Source organism: Hyphomicrobium sulfonivorans (genome assembly GCF_013306565.1).
In the GTDB taxonomy this organism is placed as follows: Bacteria; Pseudomonadota; Alphaproteobacteria; order Rhizobiales; family Hyphomicrobiaceae; genus Hyphomicrobium_A; species Hyphomicrobium_A sulfonivorans.
Genome location: NZ_PZPO01000001.1, coordinates 491,368 through 515,782, shown reverse-complemented (window position 1 = coordinate 515,782; position 24,415 = coordinate 491,368). Strand labels below are relative to the sequence as shown.

The window sequence follows — 24,415 nt, the reverse complement described above, 5'->3', positions numbered from 1 at the left end:
CGGGCGGCCGGTTGCAGCGAAGCCGGTCGCGCCCAAATATAGTACCGTCCTGATCTGCGATAGCGATAATTGCTCAGAAGTTCAAAAGGTTGGTTGATGCAACCGTTAGCCGCTGCCGATTGGGGCGCTCGATGAATGCATTCGAGGGGAGGGTGGGACTGCCGGGGATCCCGGTCGTGCAGGCGGGCACGGCCTTTCCACTTGAGACGCTGCAGCAGCATGAGGCGCGGGCGCATGCGCTGATGGACTGCGCAACCGCGGGCGTGTCGCAACGCACGCTGCGGGCGCTGGATGCCGTATCCCGCCGCTGGCTGGTGAAACAGGGCAACGCGCTGCTGCCGGAAATCGACGCTATCGCCGAACGATTGGGGCGGCCCGGCGCCTATTTTCTCTCGGTCAATTATGAGTGGGGCTGCACGTGCCGCGTGGCCCCTTCGCCAGATGGGCGCAGCGCCCGGCTTGTGCGGGTGCTCGACTGGGTTACAGGTGGCCTCGGCCGGTATGTGCTCGCGGCCCACGTGGTGGGCGGCAGCGTCGGGCCGTTCGTGGCGCTGACCTGGCCGGGCTACACCGGCGTGCTGCAGGCGATGGCGCCGGGGCGTTTTTCAGCAGCGCTCAATCAGGCGCCGATGCGCCAGCACACAGGGCTGTTCCATCTCGATTGGGCGCTGGGGCGAGCGCGAGTATGGCGGCTGAACCATCCCACGCCGGCGCAGCTGCTGCGGCGCGTGTTCGAGACGGCCGCGGATTTCGCAGAAGCCAAACGGCTGCTGGCTGAAAGCCCCATCTGCGCGCCGGCCATCTTTTCAATCGCGGGCATCAACGCGCACGAAACGGCGGTGATTGAACGCACCGAAACCGATGCGCGCGTGCATGAGGGAAACACCACAGCGGCCAACCATTGGCAGGCACCCGGCTGGCGCGGGTTAGCGCGCGGCAATGACAGTCCGGGGCGAGCGTGTGGGATGCACGGTGTGAGCACCGAGATGGATACGCGGTTCGCGTGGCTGCGTCCGCCGATCCTCAACTGGAATACGCGGCTGGTGATGATCGCGGATGCGCGGCAGGGCCGGCTTGTTGCGCAAGGGTTCGAGCCGCAGGCCGATACGGTGTTGCCTGCCACCGCGCCGCTGGAACTTGCAGTCTGAAGGCCGCACGGCTGACTGCTGCGCGGCCTTCCGGTGGATTGGTCTAGGGTTGCGCCGGTGACGCCGTGATCGCCTTCGATGCAGCGCCGGACCAATCGACTTTCAGCGTTGCGAACATGACCGTTGCCAGGATGACGAAGCCTGCGATCGCTCCGGCCAGCAGCGCATAGTCCTCAAGCTGCAGGATGAGATACAGCAGCCCATAAATGCCCAGGAACACGCCGCCCATGAGGAGTCCTTTGCTCATGCTGTTCTGCACGCGTGCAACATAGGCACTGAGCAGTCCTCCGGTGGCGAGCGATGCGGCGATGTAGGCTTTCAGGAAGCCGATGTGTTCCGCCAGCGATAACAGCAGCACATAGAAAAACACCATCGACAGGCCAACGAACAGATATTGCACCGGATGCACCTGCCGCCTGGAACGCAACTCCAGCAGAAACACGGCCATGAAAGCGGTGCCGAGAAACATGGTGGCGTATTTCAGCGCGCGGCTGATGACCTGATAGAAATCGACCGGCACCATGAAGCGCACACCGAACGCGTAGGGCTTCATACGCTCGAACTCATGGTCATTGAGGCTCCAGGCCTGCGGTACGCTGCGCGCAAGATGTGGCACCTGCCATTCGGCCGAGAAGCCATCGGCGCTGATGTGCCGCTCGGTGGGCAGAAAGCCGCCGGTGAAGCTTGGGTCGCGCCAATCGGATTTGATCGCGACGGTTGTTTCCTGAGCCAGCGGAGCAAACTTCAGCTCGGATGAGCCGTTGAGCGTGAGCGCAAACTTGAAGCTGAACGGTTTGATGCCGCTGGCATGGCCGTTAGCGACTGCTGCGCCGTCGAACAGCCCCGATACATCGGCAAGGCGCACATGGATGCCGCCACCCATCATTCTTGGGATGCCGATGCTGGGTTCAAAGTCCAGTTTGTCGCTGTTGTTGATGATCAGCGATGCGGCATCCTTCAGGCCGGAAACATCCCTGACGGCAACGGCCAGAATGGCATCGCGCCAGCGGACTTCCAGCGCTTCGCTTGTCGCTTCGGCGATCTCCGGCGCGGAGAATGCGCCGGTGAAATTCAACACGCTTGAATAGACGGCGACGTCGTAGATCGATCGGTGCAGAGTTTTGGTGGATGTGTCGCCGGTGATCGCCAGTGATTTGGGCAGGAAGATCGCGCGCCGCTCGACGATTTCCTCGATACGCTTGTCGCCTTCGCCGGTCACGCGCTTCATTGTGTAAGGAACGACCAGCAACGGGCCGTCGATGTATTGAGAGTCGCCCCATTCCTGCGCCACCGTGCGACGGACCTCCGCCGCGCGTTGCTCGCGTTCGCTGGTGAGGCCCCACACGATCAGCAGCGGAATTCCCAGCAGCAATATCAGGCCGCAAATCAGAAAGAACTTGAAGCCCGGACTGGCTAGCAATCGCCCGATTGCGGCAAGCAACGCGTCCACATTCGTCTCCGTCGATCAATCGTTCCGGCGGAGCAAAGAACGCAGGCAGATGGCGCGAACAAGACCACGGCAAGCCTTTTGGGTGACCAACCGGCGGCGTTTCGCGGAGCACATCGGGGCAACTAGGATGTCGGCAGCCAGGCGATACTGAGGCCGGCCTGGGTGCCTGGCAAAGAAGGGTTGCGTGCAGCGCAGGCCTGAGCCCATTGACGGCAGTTCTTTTGTGTCGCAAATTTCTGTCATGACAGAAATTAACGAAACAAGCGGTGGTGTATCCGGTCCGGTGGAGCGCTTCGTTCTGCACTGGGGCGAGATGGGAACGGCCTGGGGTGTGAACCGGTCCGTCGCTCAGATCCATGCGCTGCTCTATCTCAGCGACGATCCGCTGACCGCCGAGGAAATAGCCGAGCGGCTCGCCATGGCCCGTTCGAACGTCTCGAACAGTCTGCGTGAGCTGTTGGGGTGGAATCTCATACGGCGCGTGCATGTGATGGGGGATCGGCGCGATCACTACGAGGCGGAAGTCGACATGTTCGAAATGGTCCGCCGCATTGCGCTGGGCCGCAAGGCCAGGGAGCTCGATCCCGCGCTGGACGTGCTGCGCAACTGCATGAGCGACGCAGAGGCTGACACTTCGATTTCGCCGACCGTGCGCAAGCGCCTGGCGGCGATGCATGACTTCGCTGAGACGGTGGATCGCGGCTTCAACGAGATCATCCGTCTGCCGGGGCCAACGCTGTTGAAGCTTATACGCATGGGCGGAGCCATCGCGCGCTTCGTCGGTGGCAAGGACGCTAAAAAGCCGGAGCGCCGCGCGCGCAGGACTTAATCGGGAGGGGATCGCCATGCAGCGGATTGTTGGGTCGGAGGCACAGCCACAGATGCCGAAGTCCGCGCTGCTGCACGGTGTGTCGGTGTCGCTGCCGATCGCGCCCGCAGTAGTCAAGCGCGCTGCGGGGCCGTTCGCCGGTTCTGCTCCCGCCGCCTCTCCGACGCCGCCAGTTGTTGGCGAAGCTGTCGGGCCAGCCGGCGATCCGCGTTTCCGGCAGCTGGTGGGCGACGCTGCGTGGAGCGAATTGCCGGCCGCTGTACAGCGCAGGTTCTCCAAGCGGCTCGGGGCCGATGAAACGGCGATCTATCGCGGGCAAGTGCTGTCGACGCGGCTTTCGCGGGCGGGGCGCGTGCTGGCGTGGATGGCGCGGTTGATTGGTGCGCCGCTGCCGCTGGTTGACGGCGCGACCGGTCCGGCGGCGGTTGTCGTCAGCGAGAACCCGCTGCTGGGTGGCCAGACCTGGCTGCGGATCTACAACCGTCCAGGCAGCTTTCCGCAGGCGATCCACTCCGCCAAGCGTTTTCAGGGGCCGACCGGGCTGGAGGAATATGTCGGCTGCGGCATTGGCATGACTTTGCGCGTGACCGTGGAAGATCGGGCGCTGGTGTTCCGATCGGCTGACTACTTTCTGGAGGCTGGTCGCTGGCGGTTCACGCTGCCGAAGTTTCTGCAGCCGGGGCGGATGTGCATCGTGCATCGCGATCGCGGCGACGGCAGTTTCGATTTCGGACTGCAGCTTTGTCACCCTCTGTTGGGGCGGCTGGTTGTACAGGATGCTGTGTTCCGCGACGTGTAAACATTTGTGATGCACGGCGGCCATCGCGGATCATGGTGCGGTGCGCTATAGTGTCGGCATGACGCGCCGCACCGTGAGATTGTTTTGGGGGATGACCGGCCTGTGCCTTGTGGCCGGTGTTATAGCGAGTGCAGCCATCTGGCTGGGCGCGCCCGATCAGCCGTGGCAGCGCGCGGTGCAGGAGCTTTCTACGCTGCTGGACGTGCTGGCCCTGCTGTTGTGGATGGGGATTTTCGCCATCTACTGGTCGCGCAAGCGCCGCTCTAGCTAGCCGTTCAAGCCGACAGTCCGACAATGTCCGCCAGTTTGGCAGTTTGGGTAACGCCGGACCCGGTCGGGTTTGAGGCTAGCTGTCTGGCAGGCAGCCTTTCCAAAATGCGCAACGCGCCGGAGTCACCCCGCTAAGGCTCCGACGCGCTCCGCTGTTCGCAATCCCCGAGAGACCGGAAGGATCGCGATCGTCAATCGGCTGGAAATGCCACCTGGAAGCCAACCATGTCCGGGGAGGCCGCCGCCGGGTTTTCGTCGGCGAACGAGCGGACCCGGCGCGTGTAGTCGACTTCGCAAACCTCGACCGTGGCGGTTTCAGACATTTCGGCCTGGTTCGAGGTATGCTGAACGCTCCAGATCCAGGGCATGGCGGCGTTTACCTGTGAGCCGGCAGCAGCCAGATCGGGCTCAGCCTCAACCTGCTCGACCACACAGGTCACGTGGAGGTCATAGCGGATGCGGGAAACGCGCGTTGCGTTGGCGTTCGCGTCCCGCAGGATGCGGGCGGTTTCAGCGCGCATCTGCGCCATAGCTGCCTGTGCTGGCGCGCTTTTCTGTGGGCCGGCTGATGCCGACACTGGTCCGTAATCGTTGGTTGCAGGGCTCTCGGCATCGGTCCAGTGGAAACTGCCCGGTTGAGCCAATTCTATTTCGCTTGCACGCGACGCATTACCAGTTTGCGGCAATTCATGAGCTGCTGCCGGAAGTGATCCCAGAGCAATTACAAAAACAAGACAATACGCTTTCAATTTACCACCTCATCCCATTTCGAGCGGTGACGCCTGATTTTGGTAGCACGCCGAAATGTCGTCACCAATCCGCCCCTTTTCGTTTTGCCCGCTATGCACATGGTGGCGTTGGCCTGTGCATTACTTGCGGTTGGCGTGGTGTGATTAGCCGGCGCATATGCATCACAAGATGCAATTGATGCCCGCGAACAAATCACGTATTTGCAAGGTGTTAACCTTATCGGTTAATAATTGACTTCGCATTGCTGGAGGGCAGGGAAATGGCGGAAGCGTTGAAAGCGATGGCGCTCGACGGCGCAATGAGCGGCTATACAAAAGTGCGCGATGTGGTCGGCGCGCATGATCGCAACTGGTGGGCCGGCGTTGGTCTCTATCTTTGGACGGCGTTTCTGTTCGGAAATGTCGTTGGTGAAGTGTGGGGCGTCTTTGGGCTGCCAATGGCCTGATTTGCGGTCGACTGGTTTTGCCAAAACGTCGGCATTTCCATTGATTGTTTCCGCCGATTAAAGCGAAGGGGCTGATGGCCCCTGTCGCGCGGACGGCTGTCAATGCTGCGGTGAGCGCAGGCGCCCCTATATCGTCGGCACGGGGTCGGCAGGACCTGAGGCCATCGGCTTGATGGCATTCCCACGCCCGGATGCAGTTAGAGGCTTGTCAGGGGCGTGCGTTTCTCTTAAGAGCACCGTTCCGATCTCCGGGGTGCTCTGATGCGGCGGCCATGCTGTCCATCATTTCAGCGCCCCCCAAGGTCAGGAGAGGTGGCTGAGTGGCTGAAAGCACCGCACTCGAAATGCGGCATACTCGCAAGGGTATCGTGGGTTCAAATCCCACCCTCTCCGCCAGATCGGCTTAGCCCACCACTTTTCACGACATCCCAGAACGCCTCAAAATCCTTGTAAAACTACGGGGTTAGACCTTCCTGCATGTGTGCAGAAGGGTGCGGGACGGCTTGCAAAATCCCACATCGGCGCAACAATAAAGGGGACGCTGAATCCCGGCGTCAGTGCCTCCGCCGCTCAGCCTGAATCTGTGATGCGCGCGCAACACCGGGCGAGAGGAATGCAATCGGCGTTCGCGCCGCCGCTGCCGAGCCAAACACCGCGCAACTCAGCAAATACGCCGAAACATGACGATTAACGTCCAGTTTCCGGCAACGCAGGGGCAAGCCTTTAGAGCGGGTCTAAATCATCGCCGTTGAGCACAGCGAGCTGGGGCGTTAGGGGATTTTATACGCCACGCTTGGCCGCGGCGCGCTTCAACGCAGTCCGACTAGTGTCAGTGTCCAGTGTTATGACCTTGCAGCCAGCCGCCAACGATTTTGATCGCCTGTTTCGGCTCTATCATCGCGATCTCGGCGCGTTCGCGTACGGTCGGCTGCGTGACAGCGAAGCTTCTTCCGACGTGGTGCAGGATGCGTTCGTGCGTTACATCGCGCACACACGCACGGCGCGTGAGGCACCGGAAGCGCCGCGCTTTTTCCTGTGGCGCATCGCCAGCAATCTCATTTTGGATCTGGGGCGGCGTGATCGCCGTCGCGGCCGCATGGCATCGTTGGACGATGTAGCGGCTGAACTGGCCGACCCGACGCCATCGGTGGAGCATCAGCTTTCGGCGCGCGAAGAGTATCGCATTTTCATGCAGGCGCTGAACGAGCTGCCGAAGAACCAGCGGCTGGCGCTAGTGCTCAACCGCGTGGAGCAGATGACCCACGCTGAAATTGCGCGCAGGCTCGATGTCTCGCCCAGCATGGTCAACAAGTACATCATGAAGGCGCTCAGCCATTGCGCCATCAGGCTGATGCAGGCGGGACGCTGATTTTGTCGCGCCCACGCTGTCAACTCTCGTCGCTGCAACGTCTTGAAAGATAGATGACGCATGCGGCAGCAAACCCGAATGACTGATCAAGGCGCAGGCTCGCTCGATGCTCTCACCGAGGAGGCGCTGGCATGGCTGGTGCGTTTGCATTCGGGCGAAGAGACCGACCAGGACTGGCACCTTTATCACGACTGGAAGGCGGCCAGTGCTGAGCAGCGCGCTGCGGCTGAGCGCGCCGAGGCGATGTGGAGCCGGCTCGGTCCAGCGCTGGCGGGCAAGAAATCGCGCAAGATTTCTGGCGCGCTGGTGTTGATGGTCGCCCTGCTCGGCACCGCAGCCTATTCGGGTATGCTGGGCCGCTCCAATCAGTGGCTGGCGGATGAAGCCACCGGGATAGGCGAGCGCCGCACAGTGCATCTGGCGGATGGCAGCGCCGTGGTGCTCGATTCCGTCACCAGTTTCGACGTTGAGTTTTCGAATGACGAACGCCGCATCAAGCTGCGCGATGGCCAGATTTACGTAACCGTGGCGCCAAATCCTGCCCGTCCGTTCGTCGTTGAGGCGCAGGGCGGCGACGTGCAGGCGCTGGGCACCGCGTTCAACGTGCGTATCGATGAGGCCGATGTAAGCGTTGCTGTGACCGAGCATGCGGTGCGCGTCGGCATGATGAACGCGCAGAGCGTGGATGTGTCGGTCGGCTATGGCGTCGATTACAGCCGGGCAGATGGGCTGGGGAAGGTCGCTGCGGTCGATACCGCTTCGATCACCGCCTGGCAGCGGGGCGAACTGGTGTTCGACAATCGCCCGTTGGGCGACGTTCTGGAAGACATGGAGCGTTATGAGCACGGTGCGGTGATCTTCACCGATGCGGAGCTGAAGCAGCTGCCGGTGACGGGTGTGTTCAGCACGGACGATCTCGGCGCATTCTTCGATGCGCTGGAGCACGCGCTGCCGGTGCGTGTGACGCGGCTGCCGCTGGTGACGGTGATTTCCCGCGCTGAATGAAAATCAGAGCCGAAAAATCTATTCGATCGGTGTCAGGTTTTTTGAGTCCAGCGTCTTTCCCTTTGTAGGCCGGATCGTACCGGCGCGTGGGGGACAGTATGAGTATGCGTATTGCCGAGCGATCGGCATTGATGAACGTATTGCGTGCGGCGTTGCTCGGATGCTGCGCGGCGACGGCGGTGGTGGCAACGGCGCCGGGGGCGCAGGCGCAGACCGCGTCCAATTCGGTTTCTTACAACATTCCGGCGGGCAGCCTCGGGTCGGCGCTGACAAAGTGGGCGCAGGCATCGGGGTTGAAGCTGCTTGCATCGGGCGGCGTGCTGCAGGGGCGCTCAACGGGCGGACTGTCGGGCGCCTATGAGCCCTATCAGGCTTTGGGCATGTTGCTGGCGGGCAGCGGTCTGACATATTCCAGCAGCGGCACAACAGTAACGATCGCCGATCCCAATGCAGGCGGCAATCAGGCCGGTGCAAGCGTTGATGGCGCGATTGCTCTTGATACGATCGATGTGAGCGGTGGGCAGAGCAATTCGTGGGAAGGCAATCCAGATCAGGTTTACGCAACGCCGGCGGGTGTCAGCGTTGTAACCGGCCAGGACATCGCCGAGAAGTTTGGCGGCAACGTTGACAACGCGCTGCGTTCAACCCCCGGCGCGTTCACGCGCATGGCGGAATCTTCAGCCGGTATTGCCGTGAATATCCGCGGATTTGAAGGCTTCAACCGCGTCAACATGATGATCGATGGCGTCCGGCAGAACTTCCGCGTTTTCGGGCATGGAATGAATGGCGGCAACGCGTTTGTCGATCCATCGCTGCTGGCTGGCGTGGACATTGCGCGTGGCTCTGTTATCGGCGCTTCGGGTGTTGGTGCGCTGGCCGGATCGGCCAATTTCCGCACGCTCGATGTAGATGACATTCTTATGCCGGGCCGCGACTGGGGTCTGTTGGAAACGATCCGCGTCGGAACCAACGGCTACAACGCTTCCGTTATGTCGGCGGGCGCTATACGGCGTGAAAATACCAGCGCCAGCATCGCTGTCAGCCATCGTGGATCGAATGATTATCGTGACGGTGACGGCAAGGTGGCCAACGGTACGGCGGAAGATCTGACGTCAGGCGTTGCCAAGCTCAACTTTGGTGAGAACCAGCCGCATCGGCTTAGCCTTGGCGCGGTCTGGTATGACAACGACACCACCCTGACCGGGGCAAGTTTCCCGATCGAAAATCAGACCTACACGGCGAAGTATCGGTTTGTTCCGAACAGCGATCTCGTGGATCTGCGCGTCAACGCCTACTACAACGTGACTGAGGCCACCTTCACATCGAACATCAACGGCCAAAACGCGCCGGTGCAGAACAAGGGCCTGGGTGTTGATGTTACGAACACCAGCCGTGTCGCGCTTTCCGATGCCGCGGCGGTCACGTTCGATTACGGCGCCGCCTACTATCGCGATGAGGTCGACAATGGCGGCAGCGTGCTGCTCAGCGTTGCTCCCGGCCAGCAGGATGTAGCCGGTGCATTCGCTTCGGCGCGCCTGAACTGGAAGATGCTGGAGGTCATTGGTGGTCTGAAATACGACTATTACGCCATTACCGGAACGAGCGAGGCGTTTCTGTTTCCTGCTGCGCCCGGCGTCGAAATCGAAAACAGCGCAAGCGCCTGGAGCCCGAAGCTGACCGTCGCGGTAACCCCGTTGGACTGGCTGCAGCTCTATGGCACGTATGAACATTCGTTCCGGCCGCCGAGTGTATCCGAAACGATGTTCCCCGGCGCACACGGCACCAGAAACGGCGCTCACGCCAACCCAAATCTAAGGGGCGAGCGCAGCAAGGGCTGGGAAGCGGGCGTCAATATCCGCAAGGATGGATTGCTGCTGGCGGATGATAGTTTCCGCTTCAAAGCGAACTATTTCCAGAGCGATATTCGTGATTACGTCGCGTTCGACATCACCGACTTCAACACATTTCGCATCCAGTTCACGAACCTTCCCGGTGTGACGCCGATATCCGGCGTTGAGCTGCAGGGCAGTTATGATGTGGGCGTTGCCTATGCGAATGTCTCGTACACGACCACTGACATTCTGCTTCCGCAAGGCATCTATACGGGCTCGGGTGCCGGCGATCTCGGTTTGCTCCCGGAAGATTATCTGACCGTAGATCTGGGCGTGCGTCTCTTCGACAAGAAGCTGACACTTGGCGGCCAGATGCGTTGGATCGGTGAATCGCTGCGCACGAATATTCTGAGTTTCCCGATCCGTCCGCCGCTCACCGTCGACGCCTACAAGCTGTTTGACGTCTACGCCAACTATCAGGCGAACGAGAACGTCAACTTGTTCGTCAACGCCGAGAACGTGACTGACGTCATGTATCATCCGGCGTTGAAATCGCACACCGGAGATGCCGGGCCTGGCCGACGCGTGGTGGGCGGCATCAGTCTCAGGTTTTGAGGCGATGCACTGACGATATAGCATCGATAGGAACTGGAAAATTTCAGGGGTGCGCGGGTAAATCTCGCGCACCCTTTTTGTATGTGGGGAGTTTGAGCTAACAGCGCATGCATCGCGCCAGCGTTGGTCAGACGAAGCAAGGCAAGCAGGAGGCAGCAGCCGCGTGCGACGGAACTGCGCCGACGGCGAGAGCGCTTCTATGCTGAATCGGTCGGTCACCGTTGTGCTTCGACACAGCAGGATGAGCCGGTTGGGATTGCGTGTGAGGAGAAGACAAATTTCCGGGGCGTGCCGACGGGTAGCCCCGGATTGCGAAATAGTTTCGGTGCTTAAAAGTTATTCGATCTGAAATTCGATGTGACTTGTTCGTTGCAGGCTGGTCAGGAAGGTAAGCGACGTTCTTGTCTGTGCTGTAACGGTCAGTTCGAAAAGCGAATGGGAACCGTCAGGAATAGGGTTTTGCCGGTCACATCGGCGGGCGGTGGCGGCACAGGGCTGGCGCGCTTCGTCAGCGCCATGGCTTCGGCATCAAGCGCTTTGTTGCCGGAGCTTTTGACGACCTGCGTGGAGAGCACCTTCCCGCTGCGATCGATCTTGAATGCGACCGAAGCAGTGCCCGCGCCACCGGCGAAGCCGCGCTTGTGGCTGTTGATGTGCGTGAGCAGCTTCTGGCGCCATGGCGCGAGCGACTTTGGCGCGGCGGCGGCCTTCTTGGGCGCATTTGCCTTTGGTGTCGTTGTAAGCAGCGGCGCAGGTGCATCGCCGGCCATCGGCGGTGGTTCGCCTTCCTGTGCGCGGGCTGGCGCATAATGTGCAAGCACGGCAAGGGCGAGTGCCGCGGCCAGCGGCAGGGCGGCCAACGCCTGCAGTTTCCAGGGCAGCGCTGTCAGCAGCGGTGCAGGTGTCTGAGGCGTTAGGATAAGTGCGTGCGAGGAGCGCAGGGTAGCGGTATCTGCGGCAGCAGGAGCGCGCCCGGATGCATAAGCCGGGGCGCTGGAGTGCATGTGGAACGGCGCAGGTGCGCCGACGGGCGGAAGCGCGTGATTACGCGGCGCTCCTTTTAATGATCGTGAAGCGATATAATTTGACATGACGCATACTCCTACAACTTAAACTTACGCAGGTTTCGAAGAAGGCAGGTGGGTGAGGGGTGATGCCGGATGCTGGCCGTCAAGTTTGCGAGTCGCACCGTTTCCCGCTTCCAGCGATCAACATTCGGAAATTTCTAGTCGCGCCGACGCGTCATCTCCCGATGCGTACTGGAGCGGTCATCAGCAGTGAATTGCCTGGCACGTTGGCTGGCGGCCGTGGCACCGGGTTTGCGCGGCGGACAAGCGCGAGTGCCTCCTTGTCGAGAGCAGAGTTGCCCGACGAACGCACCAGACGCGCCGACTTTACGGTGCCGTTGCGATCGATACTGAACGCAACAGTCGCTGTGCCTCGGGCGCCGCCGGGTGAGCGCTTCAGGCGATTGAGATGCGCGATTACCGTGCCGCGCCACGTCGCAATCGACGCTGAAGATGCCGTGCCGGACGAAGGCGCAGCGTTGACCTTGGCGTTTTTCTTATCCGAAGGCTTCGGAGCTGTCGGGACTGTCGGTGACTGCTGCGGCTTGGGTTTCGGCTTGGGCTTCTTCTTCGGCGGCTCGGGCTTTTCCTCTTTTTCCGGTTCTTTCTCTTCCGGCTTTTCCTTCGGCTCTTCCTGCTCGGGTTGCGGCTTTGCCGGCGCTTCCAGAATAGCTTCAGCCTTGTCGTTTTCGACCAGCTCGGGGTTGTCGTTCTCGGGCTTGACCTCTTCGATTACCGGCTCTTCGATTGGCTCCGGCGGGGGCTCCGTCTTTTCCGGTTCCTTGACCGGCTCCTCAAGCTTGGTTTCTTCGATCGGTTCTTTGACGTCCTCTGTCGGATCGCTCGGTTGCTGGACGTTGTCCTGCGGGATGCCGACTGCGACGTCTTGTTCTGGAACGTCCGGCGCCACGGCCTCCGGTGCCAGTTCGACCATTACGGCTGCAGGCGGCTCACCTGCCGGTGCCTGTTCGCGCGGCCAATACACAACGGCATAGACGGTGCCAGCGTGCAGCATGCCGACGCACAGCATAGATGCGGTCCAGCGCATCAGCAGCTTGCGACGCGTCTCGTGGTCGCCGGGCAGGCCAGCCTCTTCTTCGTCATCGCCGAGGGCTTCGAATAGCTCGGGATGCCCGTCGTCGGCGGTATAGATGCCTGCCTGGGGATGAGAACCCCATGGAGAAGTGAAACGCGACAATGCCATCAAGGTGAATCCGATGCTGGCGCAGACGCTGGAACTGATGCGGGTGTGGCTTGGGAGGCTGGTGCTGCCGGAGCCTCGCTGGCAGGTGTAGGTGTCGAGACGCTGAGCGGATTGCTGCCGGCTGCTGCTGCCGCCGGATTTGTCGGTGCCGGTGCGGCACCGGGCAGCGCTTCGAGACCGACGAGGCCGATCTTGAGATAACCCGCCGCGCGCAGCTCGTTCATCACCTCCATCAAGTCGCCGAAGTCGACCGTCTTATCGGCGCGCACGTAAATGCGCTCATCCGTGTTGCCGCTGGTTCTGGTGTCGAGCGCACTTTTGAGCGCGGTCCGTGTGACTGGATCGTTGCCGAACGCAAGCGTCAGGTCCGATTTCACCGTCACGAAAATGGGCTCGTTGGGGCGCGGTGTCGGCTGCGCGTTAGAGGCAGGCAGATCGACTGCCACGTCAACGGTCGAGAGCGGTGCCGCCACCATGAAGATGATCAGCAGCACCAGCATCACGTCGATGAACGGCGTGACGTTGATCTCGTGATTGACGTCGAGTTCGTCGCTGTCATCGCGCGCGTTAAGACTGCCAGCCATGGATGATTACTCCGCAGCAAAAGCTGTTCCAGCGCCGGAGCCCGACACTGGTGCTCCGAGGTTGCCAGGGGTGGCATGGGGAGCAGCGCCAGCGTTGATGGCCTGAGCGGTGCTGGAAGAGGAATAACCGGTAGCCGCAGCTTGCTGGTGCTCGCGCTGCATACGGTTGAAGTCGAGGTCGCGGCTAACCAGCCGTTCGATCAACGCGGATGTGTTCGCCAACTGCAGCCGATAGCCGGCAATCGAGCGGGCAAAGTTGTTGTAAATGATGACGGCGGGAATGGCCGCCACCAGACCGATGGCGGTTGCGAGCAGAGCTTCGGCGATGCCCGGTGCAACGACGGCCAGATTGGTCGTCTTGGTTTCCGCGATGCCGATGAACGAATTCATGATGCCCCACACGGTGCCGAACAGACCTACGAAGGGAGCTGTGGCACCGATGGTTGCCAGCAGGCCTGTGCCGCGCGTGAGACGGCGACCGGCATCGGCCTCGACGCGCGAAAGCCGCGAGGTGACGCGCTCCTTGATGCCGTCGGCACCCTCGCCGTAGTCGATCAGTGCTTGCGATGCGCGCATTTCCTCGGCGGCTTCCCGGACGAGATAGGCCCCGGTGCCCCGCGTACGACGAACGAAGTCCAGTGCTTCGCTCAGCGACGCTGCAGAGCGCAGGCGCTTGAACGTGCGGCGGACGCGGCGCTTGGCAACCGAGAGTTCGAATGCCTTGGCCAACCAAACGGTCCAGGTGGCGAAGGATGCGATAGCCAGGCCAATCATCACCGCCTTAACGACGATGTCGGCGGCCATGAACATGCCCCATGGCGACAGATTGTGGGGCAAGACTGGATTGTTGGCAGCTTGGCTAGCGGGTGTGGGCAAGGCGCTGTCAGCGGGCTGGCTTGCGCCGACGGTGCCGAGACCTTCGCCGGCAGCGGTCGAGAGACCGGGTTGCGCGCCGTCTGGTGTGGGCTGTGCATCCGCACCAGCGGATTCAGCGCTGGCTTCAGGCGGCGAGGACGGCGACAGCGCAGTTGCTGGCCCATCTGTTGCGGCTGGAACCGGCTGCACAGCTTCAGCGCCGTAGGACGGCGCACTCTCCTGCGCGCGCGCTGTGTCAATGGCGATGCTGCCGACGAAACCGCAGGCGAGCAGGCACAGGAATGCTGCCGTCAAGCTTTTACGGGGGGCGCGGCGTGGTGACGTGTTGCCGTTAGCCATGGAGGTGGGCTGCATGAGCTTCGAGACTCTCGGTTGACAGAGCGACGGGGGAGGCTGCCTTGGACAGGCGGCAATCTTGGCAGGCGAGGCGCAGCGGCGGCTGCTCAACCAGCAGGTCGGCAATCGTGAAGCGGTTCATCAGGCTGATGAAGCTGGCCCAGCCGGTTTCAATGATGCTGGCGAGGGCAGTCGCACCGGTACCATCAAAACCCGCTTCGTTCGGGCCGCCGAGAACGTCCTGGCGGTCGACGCGCGAAATTTCCGGCTGTGTATGGCGCAGCACCTCGCCAATCGAGATCTGGCGCGCGGGCCGGGCAAGGCCGATGCCGCCGTTGCGGCCGCGCACCGAAGTGACGAATCCGGCGCGGCGCAGCAGGTGCGCGATCTTGGCCGCGTGCTCTTTGCTGGCTCCGGTTCCCGATGCCGCTTCGAAAGTCAGCAGATAACGGTCAGCAGAGCGCGCGCAGGCAACAAGGATGCCGATCGCGATCTGCGATTGCCGAGTTAGCAGCATGGGAGATTGTCCTTCGTTTGATCGAGGGCAAATTTTGCGGGTGTCGGCCGTGAAACGACGTACGCGGCCGATGCGATAAAGAAGCCCGCGACACACAGCGCCAACCAGAGATCCGGATGGGCGCCAACGAGAAATACAGCGAAGCCGACCGCCATGCCGACGCAGGCCATGGCCTTTGCGCCGACGGGAATGGCGCCGCTTTCGTTCCACGCGCGCAGGGTGGAGCCGAAACGGGGGTGGTTGTGCAGCCAGGCTTCAAGCCGCGGTGACGAGCGGGCGAAAAACCAGCTGGCGAGGATCAGGAATACGGTCGTCGGCATCAGCGGCAGAAAGACGCCAATGACGCCAAAGGCGACCATCAACCAGCCGAGACAGAGGTATGGAATTCGCGTCATGCCTGCCGATGCCTGAAGTTCGATTGCCGTATGCCGTGCCGCTGCTGCTGATTGTTCAGGACAGGGCACGCTGCGGTGCAGTGGTTGGTGTTGTGTTGTCGATGCAGGAAACAGTTGCTTTTGCGGAGGCGCGCAGATGGGGCAGAAATCCCGCATCCATCAGGCCGATCACTGTTTCCTTGCCGTCGCGGATATCCGCGCGCGTCATCGCCAGATTGAGATTGTCGGCAATGATGGCGCCGAAACGTCCGTCATCGCAGCGCGTAAGGAAAATGGTGCCACGGGCGCCAAGGCGCGCGATTTCGTCATTGAGAAGCAATGTCGTTTCGTCCAGCAATCGCCGCGCGTGCAGCCCGTTGCTGCGGGGCGATGCGCTCAGCCCTGATAGATCTGCCTGGGCCTTTGCAGGCGGCAAATAGCTCGACAGGATGCTCTTGATGCCGATGCGCATTACATTGCTCCGAACGCAGACGATTGCGAAAAAACGGTAGTCCTGTTCTGAGGGAAGCGCGTGCGGTTGCGCTTCCCCCGTATTTCTGGAGTGGCCGCAGCGCTCCCCACGCCAAACCCCATCGATTGCCGCGCAGGCTGTGTTGCCGGCGTGGTTTGATGGATGGGTGATTTGGACATGGTCGACATCATGCGGTGCAGCCCGGCCTCCTGAGCTCAGGCCGCTTCCGGCAGCGGCATAAGATCGTCGACGAGGCCACGCACGCGGTCGAATGCGGCGACGGCGTTGGCGATCACGCGCTCATTCTCTGCGTCCGACAGCGTGACGGCGTCGAGCGCGGCGGTGAAAGTGCGCCAGTGCAGGCCGCGCCCTTCCGGAGCACCAGCCAGATGGCGGGCGCCGAAGCCTTCGTTGAGTTCCAGCTTCACTGCTTCCTTCAGCAGGAAAGCGGCACCGAGATTGGAACCCTCTGCAACATAAAGCCAGCCGAGAGCTGAAGGCAGATCCACATCCGCGCCGGCAGCAAAGTGCGGCTCAGTGTCGATGGCAGGAATGGCGATGCCGAGATCAGTGAGGTCCGTCTGGATCTGGCCAAGGCGACGGCGCCCAGGTAGATCGGGCAGCAGGCCATCGAGCATCGTGTTGTCATAGAGAGCGTCGATGTCGCGATGAAACGCGTGCTGCACCAGCAGGAAACGACCGTAGCGGGCGCGATCAGCGAATGGCGCGGCGGCCATGATGCGCTTGTCTAGCCGGTCGTGGGCACCGTGGGTGGCTGCCCGCAGGTCCTTGGCCCTGCTTGGCGTTTCTGCCTTCGGTGCGTCAGTCAAAGTCGTCGTCATCGTGTGTCTCGTTTCCCTGTTCGAAAAGACGGCCTGCATTTGGAAAAGCGGGCCGCCTCGTGGCCCCTCTATTGAATAAGACGTTCGAGACAGCCGGATTTTCAGCTCCGCAGCCCGGAAAGACGAAAAAAATTACGAGGGTAGTATTGAAATCGGAGGTTGTGGCTTGCCGGCATCATTGTGCGCAGTGGCGCATGCGTATGCAGGATGGCGCTTGGCCCGCACGCGAGTGGCCGGAGCGGCTTACGCAGGCATAGGTGGTAATACCGCTGGCAGGATGCGGCGCAGGACGGGCCAAGTGGGCCAGTAGTCCGCCGGAACGCGCAATGGCGATCAGCACAATTGCGCGCTTGAGCGGAGTAACGACGGCGGCTTAGTAGCCGCCGCCGGTCGTTAGCGGGCTCAGAACTTCGCAGTCATGCCGAGACGCACGGTGCGCCCTGGTGAAGGCATCCAGCCGTTAAGTGCGTCGACGTAATAACGGTTGGTCAGATTTTCGACGTTCAGCGAGAAGGTCGTATTGTCATTGAACTCGTATGAGGCAAATCCGTCATACACAGTGTAGGGGACCCAGAAGTTGGTTTGTTGAGCGCTGACCGGCAACGGTCCCATGCGTTTGCCTACGTCAATGACGCGGCCGCCGACAACGAGCTTTTCATCGAACAACCGCACGCCGAGTGTAAGGCTGCGTGAGATCTCCGGTGGCAGGTGATTAGCCGCATAGTCATTGGGCAGATTGGCGGATGCACAGATCGACTTGGTTTTGCAGAACTCAAAGTCTGTGTAGTAGGTGAGCGATGCCTGCGCGAAGAAGTAGCCGATGTCATACTCCGCCATGGCCTCAAAGCCGTTGAAGCGCGCGGTTGCGATGTTGTCGACGCTGTAGAACGGCAGCCCTGGGCCAATGTTGGGATTTGGGACGCGGGCGATATAGTTTTCGTAGCTGTTGCGGAAGTAGGCGAACTTGAAGCGGGTTTTGTCGTTGTCGGCCAGCAGACCATCCTTCAGGTAGTTGACGCCGAACTCCCAATTCTTCGCCAGCTCGGGCTCCAATGCCGGATTGGGTGCGAGGGTGGAATCGCTGCCGATGGTTTCCCGCAGGCTGGGTGGACGGAACCCTTCTTCGTATTGGGCATAAAACTGAAGACCATCTAGCGGCGTTACGGTAACGCTTGCCATCGGGTTCAGGCGGCTACCGCTTTTGTCGGCGTACACCGCGGTGTGCACATTGTTGCCGCTTCCCCAGACGCGCGTCCCGCCTTTGTCTTCGATGCTGAAGTAGTCATAGCGCAGACCGCCATTGAACTTCAGCCATTCGCTTGCTTTCCACTCGCCGTCCAGAAACGCGCGGGCTACTTCTCTGGTGCCGACACTGCCCTGCAGCGGAACACCAATTTCGGTCGCGTATCCTCGCGCGCTTAGGTATGGCCTGCCTTTGGTATCCTCCAGCGTGTAGGCGGCTCCGTAACCGAGTTTGAGATTGCCGATTGCGGTATCAAGAAGGCTCGTATTGGAGATATCGGCGCCGTAGGTCCAGGTCTCCGAGTATCGGGTGTCGCGTGCGGGTGGTCTCATCTCTGGAGTGAGGAATGGAGGCACATAGACAGCAGGTCCGACAGATACGGTTCTCGACTGCACGTCAGTAGCCCAGGCGTTTGCGCGCAGATCAATCAGGTCGCTTTGCGGATTCCAGCGATATCGCGCTGTGTATGTGTCAACTTCCGCATGGGCGAGTGGCAGCTGCCGGAACACATGGTCGCCCGTTACCAGCATGCTGCCGATCGTTTCGCCAAACATGCTTGAGAATCGCTGGTAGCCGATATCGAGAGTTTGTTCTTCATCCAGTCGAATGGTTGCTTTGGCCAGTGCCGAAAACGATTCCTCAGAGCTGTTGAACACCTCTTCGCCGGGCTTGGTGTATGAGAGTGGGGAAGCCCAACCATCGAAGGTGCGGTATTCGGTTGGGCCGTTTTTGCCGGCGAAATAATTGCCGCGCTTTCTTTTCGCGACCGCGACAAGAACATCGAAATTCTCGCGCGTGGCGGCAAAGGCTGCACTTCCGGTCTTGTTCTCGAAATCAAGCAGCCCGGGTGCGTCGGTGCTCTGATCGAACGCATTCTCGCGAATGTTGCTGGTTGCGTTGTCGTTGGTGCCCATGCGCAGGCGAACACCTTCAGTTTTTCCCGGCAGCAGAATATCATTGACGCCAATGGTGCTGAACTCGACAACGCCGGCGTTCGCGCCTGCGCCTGCCGCGCCACCTGCAGGTCCCTTTTCGATGCTCACGCCGCTGATGAAGTCAGGGTCAACATAGGTGCGATCGTCGGCGCCAAGGTATCCACGCCATGTCGAGGTGGTCTGCTGCGTACCATCGATCGTTACCTTCACACGGTTCATGCCTTGCATGCCGCGAATGTTGACGTCGATAGACGAACCGTTGTGGTTCATCGCAGAGATAACGCCGGGCGTGTTCTTGAAGATGTCGCCGGCTGTTGTGCTGGGAAAGCGCTCGATCTGCGAGGATGTGATGAATGAGGTTGAGCCCGGCGTTTCATAGGGCGTGTCGGCGTTGGCTGCCGAGCTCTGTCCACCGCCTACATCGATTGTGTCGAGAGCAATCGCGCCATCGATATTGGCGCCGGTGTTGGTCGAGCCGGGACCATCAAGCGTGATGGTCGACTGGCCGGTGTAGCGATAGGTGATGCCGGTGCCAGCGAGAATGTTCGACAGCGCCTGATTGGGCGTAAGCGATCCTGAAGCGCCAGTCGTGGACTTGCCATTGGCAAGGCTGGCGTCGAACAGGATTTGCAGGCCCGATTGTGCCGCAAACGAATTCAGCGCGCTTGTCAGTGAGCCGGCAGGAATGGAAAAGCTTTTGGTGGTGCTCTGTGTGGACTGAGCCATTGCAGGCGTCACTGCGCCGGGCGCACCTGCTAGCAAAGCGGCAGACAGACACAAAATCGCACGGTGATGGAAATAACCTGCAGCCCCGCTGACTGCGGGCCGCAATTTACGCCTCGACATACTACGCTACCCTTACGCAACTCACACAATGTGATGCGCCCCCCAAAGGCGCTCACTGGGTAGACGAACAAGGGTCGTCCAAAAGGACTCAAAAAGTAGCGAAAAAATTCATGCCTCGTGTTGCGACATTTTTTGTCGGCATTCGCGGCGTGGTTGCGTGGTGGGATTTATCAGCCGCGTACGATCACTACCGGGCCAAGGCGTGTAATCGTGATGCCGAGCGAAGCACCGATAAGATCCAGCGCCATGTCGGGATCGGCGATGGCAAATGTTCCGCTGACACGGCGTTGGGCCAGTTCGTCCGAGGCAATGATGATGCTGCCGGAGAAATGACGTCGGATTTCGTCGATAACCGCTTGCAGCGTTACGTTGTCGACAACGAGCTGTCCGCGTCGCCATGCCAGCGCGACGGCGGGATCGACCGTGCGGACTTTTCCTGCGCGCCCGTTGGTGCAGCAGACCACTTCTTCTCCCGCACTGACGCGCACTTTCGGCGTTTCCGACATAAGCGATGCAACTTCCACCGCGTGCTCGGTGACGATCACCTGCGTATCTGCAGCCAAACGGACATTGAAGGCGGTGCCAAGCGCGCGCGCTCTGGTGTTGATTGTCTCGACGGTGAAGGGACGACGCTTGGCATCCTTTGCGACGTCAAAATACGCTTCGCCACGCAGCAGATGAACGATGCGTTCGTGTTCGCCGAATTCGAAGCTGACGGCAGAGTTGGCGTTCAGCTGCATGGTTGAACCGTCCGCCAGCGTGATGGTCGGCATTTCTCCGGTGCCGCTCATCAGATCGGCTTGCATGCGGATCGGCCCGTCGAGAGTGTAGAAGGCGACGGTCGCGGTGCCGATCAGCATCGCAAGTGCGGCTGTCTTGGTGCGTGCGGAACTGCGCTTTTTTGGCTTCAGCGCGGTCAGCTTCGGATCAGAGAGAATGGCGGAGCGGGCCTCGCCCATCAGTGCGCGCACCTCTTCATAGACCTCGGCGTTCAGGGACGAACGGGCGACCCAGGCTTCAAGCGCCTTATGCGCCGCCGTTGCCTGGTCGGGATCCTGGGTGCGCAAATGCAGATCGATGGCCTTCTCGCGGCGTTTCCGCTGGGCCTGAGCATCGTCGGTGGGTGCCATTGTTATCTCGATCTTCGACCGCTTCTAAAGTGAAGACGATTGAAGCGGCCAAATCGGCGCGTCCGTCAGTCAGATTCTGTTACACGTTCCAGACAGTGCAACAAAGCGGCACGCAGATGGCGATCCACTGTGACGCGGGTAATGCCCAGTTTTCGCGCAATGGCATCGGGGGGCAACTGGTGCAGGCGGTGTAGGACGAAAATGGCGCGGCGGGTGCGCGGCAGCTCACCGATCGCGTCTTTTAGCCGGCGCAGCCGGTCCGTGACCTCGAGCATGAAGTCCGGCGCCGGGGTGGATGCCGGAACAGCCAGTCCTTCAGCCTCGCTGCCAGAAAAAATGCGTTGTTCCAATCCGTTACGCCGGGCGCGGTCGATGCCGAGATTGACAGCGGCGCGGGAAAGGAAGGCGCGGATCGAATGGGCGCGGCCAAGTTTCTCGGGCTGTTCGGCAAAGCGAATATAGAGCTCGTGGATGATGTCGGCGGCGTCGCTGCCATGCCCGCGCCGGCGCAGCGTGGCCTTCATCTCCTCGTAGTGCTCTTCGATCGCTCGATTGAGCAACCCGAGACTGTCGATTTCAATGGGGTGGGCCACGTGTAAACCGCGATCTGCAACAGGATGGATGACGGTTGGAATGCGGATCTGCAGCGGCGGATAGCCAATGTCACGCAAACCATTCGACCGCATAGAGCCATTTCTTGACATGTCTAGTCAACATAGTAGCGCAAGGATTCGCGTCATGCCCACTTGGGTCGTGGCCATCGCGCCACGTTTTGGATCTGTTCCAGCATGTGTCGGACACTGTAAGGCCCCCCGGCGCGCGCGATGCCGCATCGGTGGTTTGCTAAATTTGCATCCGGCGGTGTGCCGCTGCCGGCCGGCGTGGGGGGAGCGGTGTAAAACGGGCGTTTCCGCTTGCGAATGACGCCTGCATTGCTGCGTATCGCGGCTTCGCGCGGCCTTTTTGTCGGTGTCGGCGAGTTGCCGTCGCGCGCCGAGTGATATAGCGAGTAGCCGCATAACCGCATTCCCTTCCACTCAAAATTGCGAGCGCCGACCCCATGAAGCTTGTGCGTTTTGGCCAGCCCGGTAGCGAAAAGCCGGGTCTCATCGATAGCCAGGGCAATATCCGCGATCTTTCCGCCCACGTTGACGATTTCACCGGCGCGAACCTTTCGCCGGCGACGCTCGACAAGCTGCGTGCCATCGATCCGGCGAGCCTGCCGGAAGTGCCCGCCGGCACGCGCCTCGGCGCACCGGTCGCAGGCACGCGCAACTTCATCGCCATCGGCCTCAACTACGTCGATCACGCGAAGGAAACGGGCCAGGAAATCCCGGCCGAACCGATCCTGTTCAACAAGGCGCCAAGCTGCATCTGTGGGCCCAACGACGACATCATGTATCCGAAGAACTCGGAGCACATGGACTGGGAAGTTGAGATCGCGTTCGTGATCGGCAGCCGCGCTCGCTACGTCGAGGAAAAGGACGCGCTGGCGCACATCGCTGGCTACTGCCTTTGCAACGACGTTTCGGAGCGCAGCTTCCAGGTCAAGCGCGCGGGTCAGTGGGTGAAGGGAAAGTCGGCTGAAACGTTCGGCCCGCTGGGTCCGTGGCTGGTGACGCCGGACGACATCGCCGATGTGCAAAATCTCGCGCTCACGCTCGATGTAAACGGCGAGCGCAAGCAGACCGGTAATACCTCGACGATGATCTTCACCATCGCGCAGCTGCTCTCCTACATCAGCCAGTTCATGGTGCTTGAACCCGGCGATGTGGTGACGACGGGCACGCCTCCGGGTGTTGGTTCGGCGCGCAAGCCACGTGAATACCTGAAGGCTGGCGACGAAGTGGTGCTTCGCATCGACGGACTGGGCGAGCAGCGTGCCAAGATCGTGCCGTTCAAGCTTTGATCTGTTGCGCTTCGAGAAGTCGAGGCGACCTAACTGAGATTAAAATAGCGCCGTCCGGTGAATGCCGGACGGCGCTATTGTTTTGCAGGACGTATAACAACAGGAGGCGGCTGGCGATCAATAAGCCTGCTGTACTTTTGCCTTGTGCTGGTCGTGGCGCATCATCTTGCGCGTGCGATCCCACGATCCGGCATCGAGATTGCTCGCTGCGTCGCGGCTTTTGCTCTCCATGTCGTTGAGCTTGCTGATCGCCGCCGTGGATGCCGGCGTGCTGCCGGATGAATAGTAATCGCGCGAGCTGCGAATGTAGGCGGCGTTATCTTCCAGCGTCTTCTTGGCGGCGGCGAGATCGCCCTTGTCGCGCAGATCCACAGCGCGCTCAGTGTTTTCGGTCGCGATCTGTTCGGTCACCTGGCTCATGACTGACTTGTTGATGCCGCGCTCAACCGCTTTCGCATCGGCTGAAAACTCGATGCTCGCTTTGGAATTAACGTTCGCCTGCCGGCCACCATCGACGAGATCGGCGTAGCTGATGGAAATGTCAGCCACGTCGGCGGCGCCGGTTGCGCGGCCTGACGGCGCGTCCAGCTCAACAATCACATAACGCTCATTGTCGGCCTGAAGCTGATTGAGCTTCAGCGTTACGCGCTGGCCCTCGATGTCACCGTCGCGGCCCAGGATACGTTTGGGCGTGAAGCCGGAGCGGCATTCGATGGTGATGGTGATGTCGCGTGCTGCAACCGACAGCGCATCACCGAACTCACGATCGAAGATTTCGGCCAGATCGCTCGGGCGTTCGACGAAGACGTGATTGCCGTCAGAGGCCGCGGCGAGGCGCTGCATCAGGTCTTCGTTGTAGTCGAGACCAAGGCCGATGGTGGAAACGGTGATGCCTTTCGATGCCAGCTTGCGTCCAAGTTGCGCAAGGTCGTGTGGCTGAGACGGCCCAACATTGGCGAGGCCGTCGGAAAGCAGGATGACGCGATTGACGTTGTTGTCGGAGATATATTTCTCGACCTGTCGACCGCCCTCCTGCACGCCGCCGTATAGCGCGGTGGTGCCGCCAGCCTGCAATCCGTCTATGGCCTTCTCCAGACGTTCGCGCGAGCTGCGCAACGGAGCAGAGGCGCTGAGGATGTTGACGTTATGATCGTAGGCCACGAGCGCAACGGTGTCGTCGGCGGAGAGGCGCTCCAGCGCAACGCGTGCGCCTTGCTTTGCGGCAGCGATGCGGTCGCCGTCCATCGAGCCGGATTTATCGATAACAATCGCCACGTTGATCGGCGCGCGCCGTGCAGCGTTTTTATTGGCTGCACTCTTCAGATTGAGCCGCAGATAAACACTGCCTGCTTTGGATGTGTTGACGACCGTGTTGCCGAGATCGGCTTCCAGCTTGAGGGTTTGTGCCGATGCCGGCGGTGCAATGCTGAAAGCAGCAAGTAGCGCTGTGCCGGCGAGCGTGGTTACGTGCACCGCGCGCGAGAACATGGTCATCGCAAATCTCCATGTTGAAATGTGCGCGAAGGTTAACGGCTGTCCGCGGCGGAAGCGGGATCGCGGCGTGGCGA

At 61.0% G+C, this 24,415-nt stretch carries 23 protein-coding genes and 1 tRNA gene; 10 read left to right on the top strand and 14 right to left on the bottom strand.

The window, feature by feature from the left end; all coding sequences use genetic code 11:
• The first annotated feature begins 176 nt into the window (after nt 1–176).
• Complete coding sequence (locus tag C6Y62_RS02320) at nt 177–1,148, top strand: hypothetical protein (protein ID WP_338074308.1); 972 nt, start codon at nt 177–179, stop codon at nt 1,146–1,148.
• A 43-nt stretch (nt 1,149–1,191) separates the two neighbouring features.
• Here C6Y62_RS02320 and creD read toward each other — a convergent pair whose 3' ends face one another.
• Nucleotides 1,192–2,598 carry a cell envelope integrity protein CreD gene (gene creD, locus C6Y62_RS02315; RefSeq protein WP_173952628.1) on the bottom strand — a complete coding sequence of 469 codons (1,407 nt, stop codon included), beginning with the start codon at nt 2,596–2,598 and terminating at the stop codon, nt 1,192–1,194.
• Between the two features lie 241 nt (nt 2,599–2,839).
• Between creD and C6Y62_RS02310 the strand changes: the two genes are divergently transcribed.
• The 3 genes from C6Y62_RS02310 to C6Y62_RS02300 are packed head-to-tail and all read left to right on the top strand — an operon-like array spanning nt 2,840 to nt 4,497.
• Complete coding sequence (locus C6Y62_RS02310) at nt 2,840–3,427, top strand: GbsR/MarR family transcriptional regulator (RefSeq protein ID WP_173952627.1); 588 nt, start codon at nt 2,840–2,842, stop codon at nt 3,425–3,427.
• A 16-nt stretch (nt 3,428–3,443) separates the two neighbouring features.
• Nucleotides 3,444–4,226 carry a DUF4166 domain-containing protein gene (locus C6Y62_RS02305; RefSeq protein WP_246274233.1) on the top strand — a complete coding sequence of 261 codons (783 nt, stop codon included), beginning with the start codon at nt 3,444–3,446 and terminating at the stop codon, nt 4,224–4,226.
• 40 nt (nt 4,227–4,266) lie between these two features.
• Nucleotides 4,267–4,497, top strand: a complete 231-nt coding sequence (locus C6Y62_RS02300; RefSeq protein ID WP_157066794.1) for a hypothetical protein — start codon at nt 4,267–4,269, stop codon at nt 4,495–4,497.
• Between the two features lie 190 nt (nt 4,498–4,687).
• Here the strand turns inward: C6Y62_RS02300 and C6Y62_RS02295 are convergent, their stop codons facing one another.
• A complete protein-coding gene (locus C6Y62_RS02295) occupies nt 4,688–5,140 on the bottom strand; it encodes a hypothetical protein (RefSeq protein ID WP_173952626.1) in 453 nt (150 codons plus the stop codon).
• Nucleotides 5,141–5,505: 365 nt separating this feature from the next.
• On the opposite strand from C6Y62_RS02295, the gene C6Y62_RS02290 reads away from it, so the two are divergent.
• The 5 genes from C6Y62_RS02290 to C6Y62_RS02270 all read left to right on the top strand — a co-directional run bounded on the left by C6Y62_RS02290 (nt 5,506) and on the right by C6Y62_RS02270 (nt 10,512).
• Nucleotides 5,506–5,691, top strand: a complete 186-nt coding sequence (locus tag C6Y62_RS02290) for a hypothetical protein (RefSeq protein WP_068463251.1) — start codon at nt 5,506–5,508, stop codon at nt 5,689–5,691.
• Between the two features lie 306 nt (nt 5,692–5,997).
• Nucleotides 5,998–6,087 (top strand) — tRNA-Ser (locus C6Y62_RS02285).
• A gap of 448 nt (nt 6,088–6,535) precedes the next feature.
• Nucleotides 6,536–7,060 (top strand): RNA polymerase sigma factor, encoded by a 525-nt coding sequence (locus C6Y62_RS02280; RefSeq protein ID WP_173952625.1) that lies wholly within the window; start codon nt 6,536–6,538, stop codon nt 7,058–7,060.
• Between the two features lie 78 nt (nt 7,061–7,138).
• On the top strand, nt 7,139–8,065 hold the full coding sequence (locus tag C6Y62_RS02275; protein WP_173952624.1) for a FecR family protein: 927 nt from the start codon (nt 7,139–7,141) through the stop codon (nt 8,063–8,065).
• Between the two features lie 98 nt (nt 8,066–8,163).
• Complete coding sequence (locus tag C6Y62_RS02270) at nt 8,164–10,512, top strand: TonB-dependent receptor (RefSeq protein WP_173952623.1); 2,349 nt, start codon at nt 8,164–8,166, stop codon at nt 10,510–10,512.
• Nucleotides 10,513–10,931: 419 nt separating this feature from the next.
• On the opposite strand, the gene C6Y62_RS02265 is transcribed toward C6Y62_RS02270, so the two are convergent.
• The 11 genes from C6Y62_RS02265 to C6Y62_RS02215 form a co-directional block, all read right to left on the bottom strand.
• Entirely contained in the window at nt 10,932–11,516 is a 585-nt protein-coding gene (locus tag C6Y62_RS02265; protein ID WP_246274231.1) for an energy transducer TonB family protein, read from the bottom strand.
• A 238-nt stretch (nt 11,517–11,754) separates the two neighbouring features.
• Nucleotides 11,755–12,783 carry an energy transducer TonB family protein gene (locus C6Y62_RS02260; RefSeq protein WP_173952621.1) on the bottom strand — a complete coding sequence of 343 codons (1,029 nt, stop codon included), beginning with the start codon at nt 12,781–12,783 and terminating at the stop codon, nt 11,755–11,757.
• Nucleotides 12,783–13,367, bottom strand: a complete 585-nt coding sequence (exbD, locus tag C6Y62_RS02255) for a TonB system transport protein ExbD (RefSeq protein WP_173952620.1) — start codon at nt 13,365–13,367, stop codon at nt 12,783–12,785. Before exbD ends, C6Y62_RS02260 begins: the two co-directional genes overlap by 1 nt.
• Before the next feature lie 6 nt (nt 13,368–13,373).
• On the bottom strand, nt 13,374–14,597 hold the full coding sequence (exbB, locus tag C6Y62_RS02250; RefSeq protein ID WP_246274229.1) for a tonB-system energizer ExbB: 1,224 nt from the start codon (nt 14,595–14,597) through the stop codon (nt 13,374–13,376).
• A complete protein-coding gene (locus C6Y62_RS02245) occupies nt 14,575–15,096 on the bottom strand; it encodes an RrF2 family transcriptional regulator (RefSeq protein WP_173952619.1) in 522 nt (173 codons plus the stop codon). The genes exbB and C6Y62_RS02245 overlap by 23 nt, the downstream gene beginning before the upstream one ends.
• Complete coding sequence (locus C6Y62_RS02240) at nt 15,087–15,491, bottom strand: YbaN family protein (RefSeq protein WP_173952618.1); 405 nt, start codon at nt 15,489–15,491, stop codon at nt 15,087–15,089. Before C6Y62_RS02240 ends, C6Y62_RS02245 begins: the two co-directional genes overlap by 10 nt.
• A 55-nt stretch (nt 15,492–15,546) precedes the next feature.
• Nucleotides 15,547–15,942: a hypothetical protein gene (locus C6Y62_RS02235; protein WP_173952617.1), complete on the bottom strand. Its 396-nt coding sequence runs from the start codon at nt 15,940–15,942 to the stop codon at nt 15,547–15,549.
• 215 nt (nt 15,943–16,157) lie between these two features.
• Nucleotides 16,158–16,784 carry a biliverdin-producing heme oxygenase gene (locus tag C6Y62_RS02230; protein ID WP_173952616.1) on the bottom strand — a complete coding sequence of 209 codons (627 nt, stop codon included), beginning with the start codon at nt 16,782–16,784 and terminating at the stop codon, nt 16,158–16,160.
• A 402-nt stretch (nt 16,785–17,186) separates the two neighbouring features.
• Nucleotides 17,187–19,688 (bottom strand): TonB-dependent receptor, encoded by a 2,502-nt coding sequence (locus C6Y62_RS02225; RefSeq protein ID WP_173952615.1) that lies wholly within the window; start codon nt 19,686–19,688, stop codon nt 17,187–17,189.
• Nucleotides 19,689–19,978: 290 nt separating this feature from the next.
• On the bottom strand, nt 19,979–20,938 hold the full coding sequence (locus tag C6Y62_RS02220) for a FecR family protein (RefSeq protein ID WP_173952614.1): 960 nt from the start codon (nt 20,936–20,938) through the stop codon (nt 19,979–19,981).
• Between the two features lie 65 nt (nt 20,939–21,003).
• Nucleotides 21,004–21,624, bottom strand: coding sequence for an RNA polymerase sigma factor (locus C6Y62_RS02215; RefSeq protein ID WP_173952613.1), 621 nt, complete (start codon nt 21,622–21,624; stop codon nt 21,004–21,006).
• A gap of 374 nt (nt 21,625–21,998) precedes the next feature.
• On the opposite strand from C6Y62_RS02215, the gene C6Y62_RS02210 reads away from it, so the two are divergent.
• Nucleotides 21,999–22,847 carry a fumarylacetoacetate hydrolase family protein gene (locus C6Y62_RS02210; RefSeq protein ID WP_173952612.1) on the top strand — a complete coding sequence of 283 codons (849 nt, stop codon included), beginning with the start codon at nt 21,999–22,001 and terminating at the stop codon, nt 22,845–22,847.
• A gap of 117 nt (nt 22,848–22,964) precedes the next feature.
• Here the strand turns inward: C6Y62_RS02210 and C6Y62_RS02205 are convergent, their stop codons facing one another.
• Nucleotides 22,965–24,341, bottom strand: a complete 1,377-nt coding sequence (locus C6Y62_RS02205; RefSeq protein WP_173952611.1) for a vWA domain-containing protein — start codon at nt 24,339–24,341, stop codon at nt 22,965–22,967.
• Between the last annotated feature and the right edge of the window lie 74 nt (nt 24,342–24,415).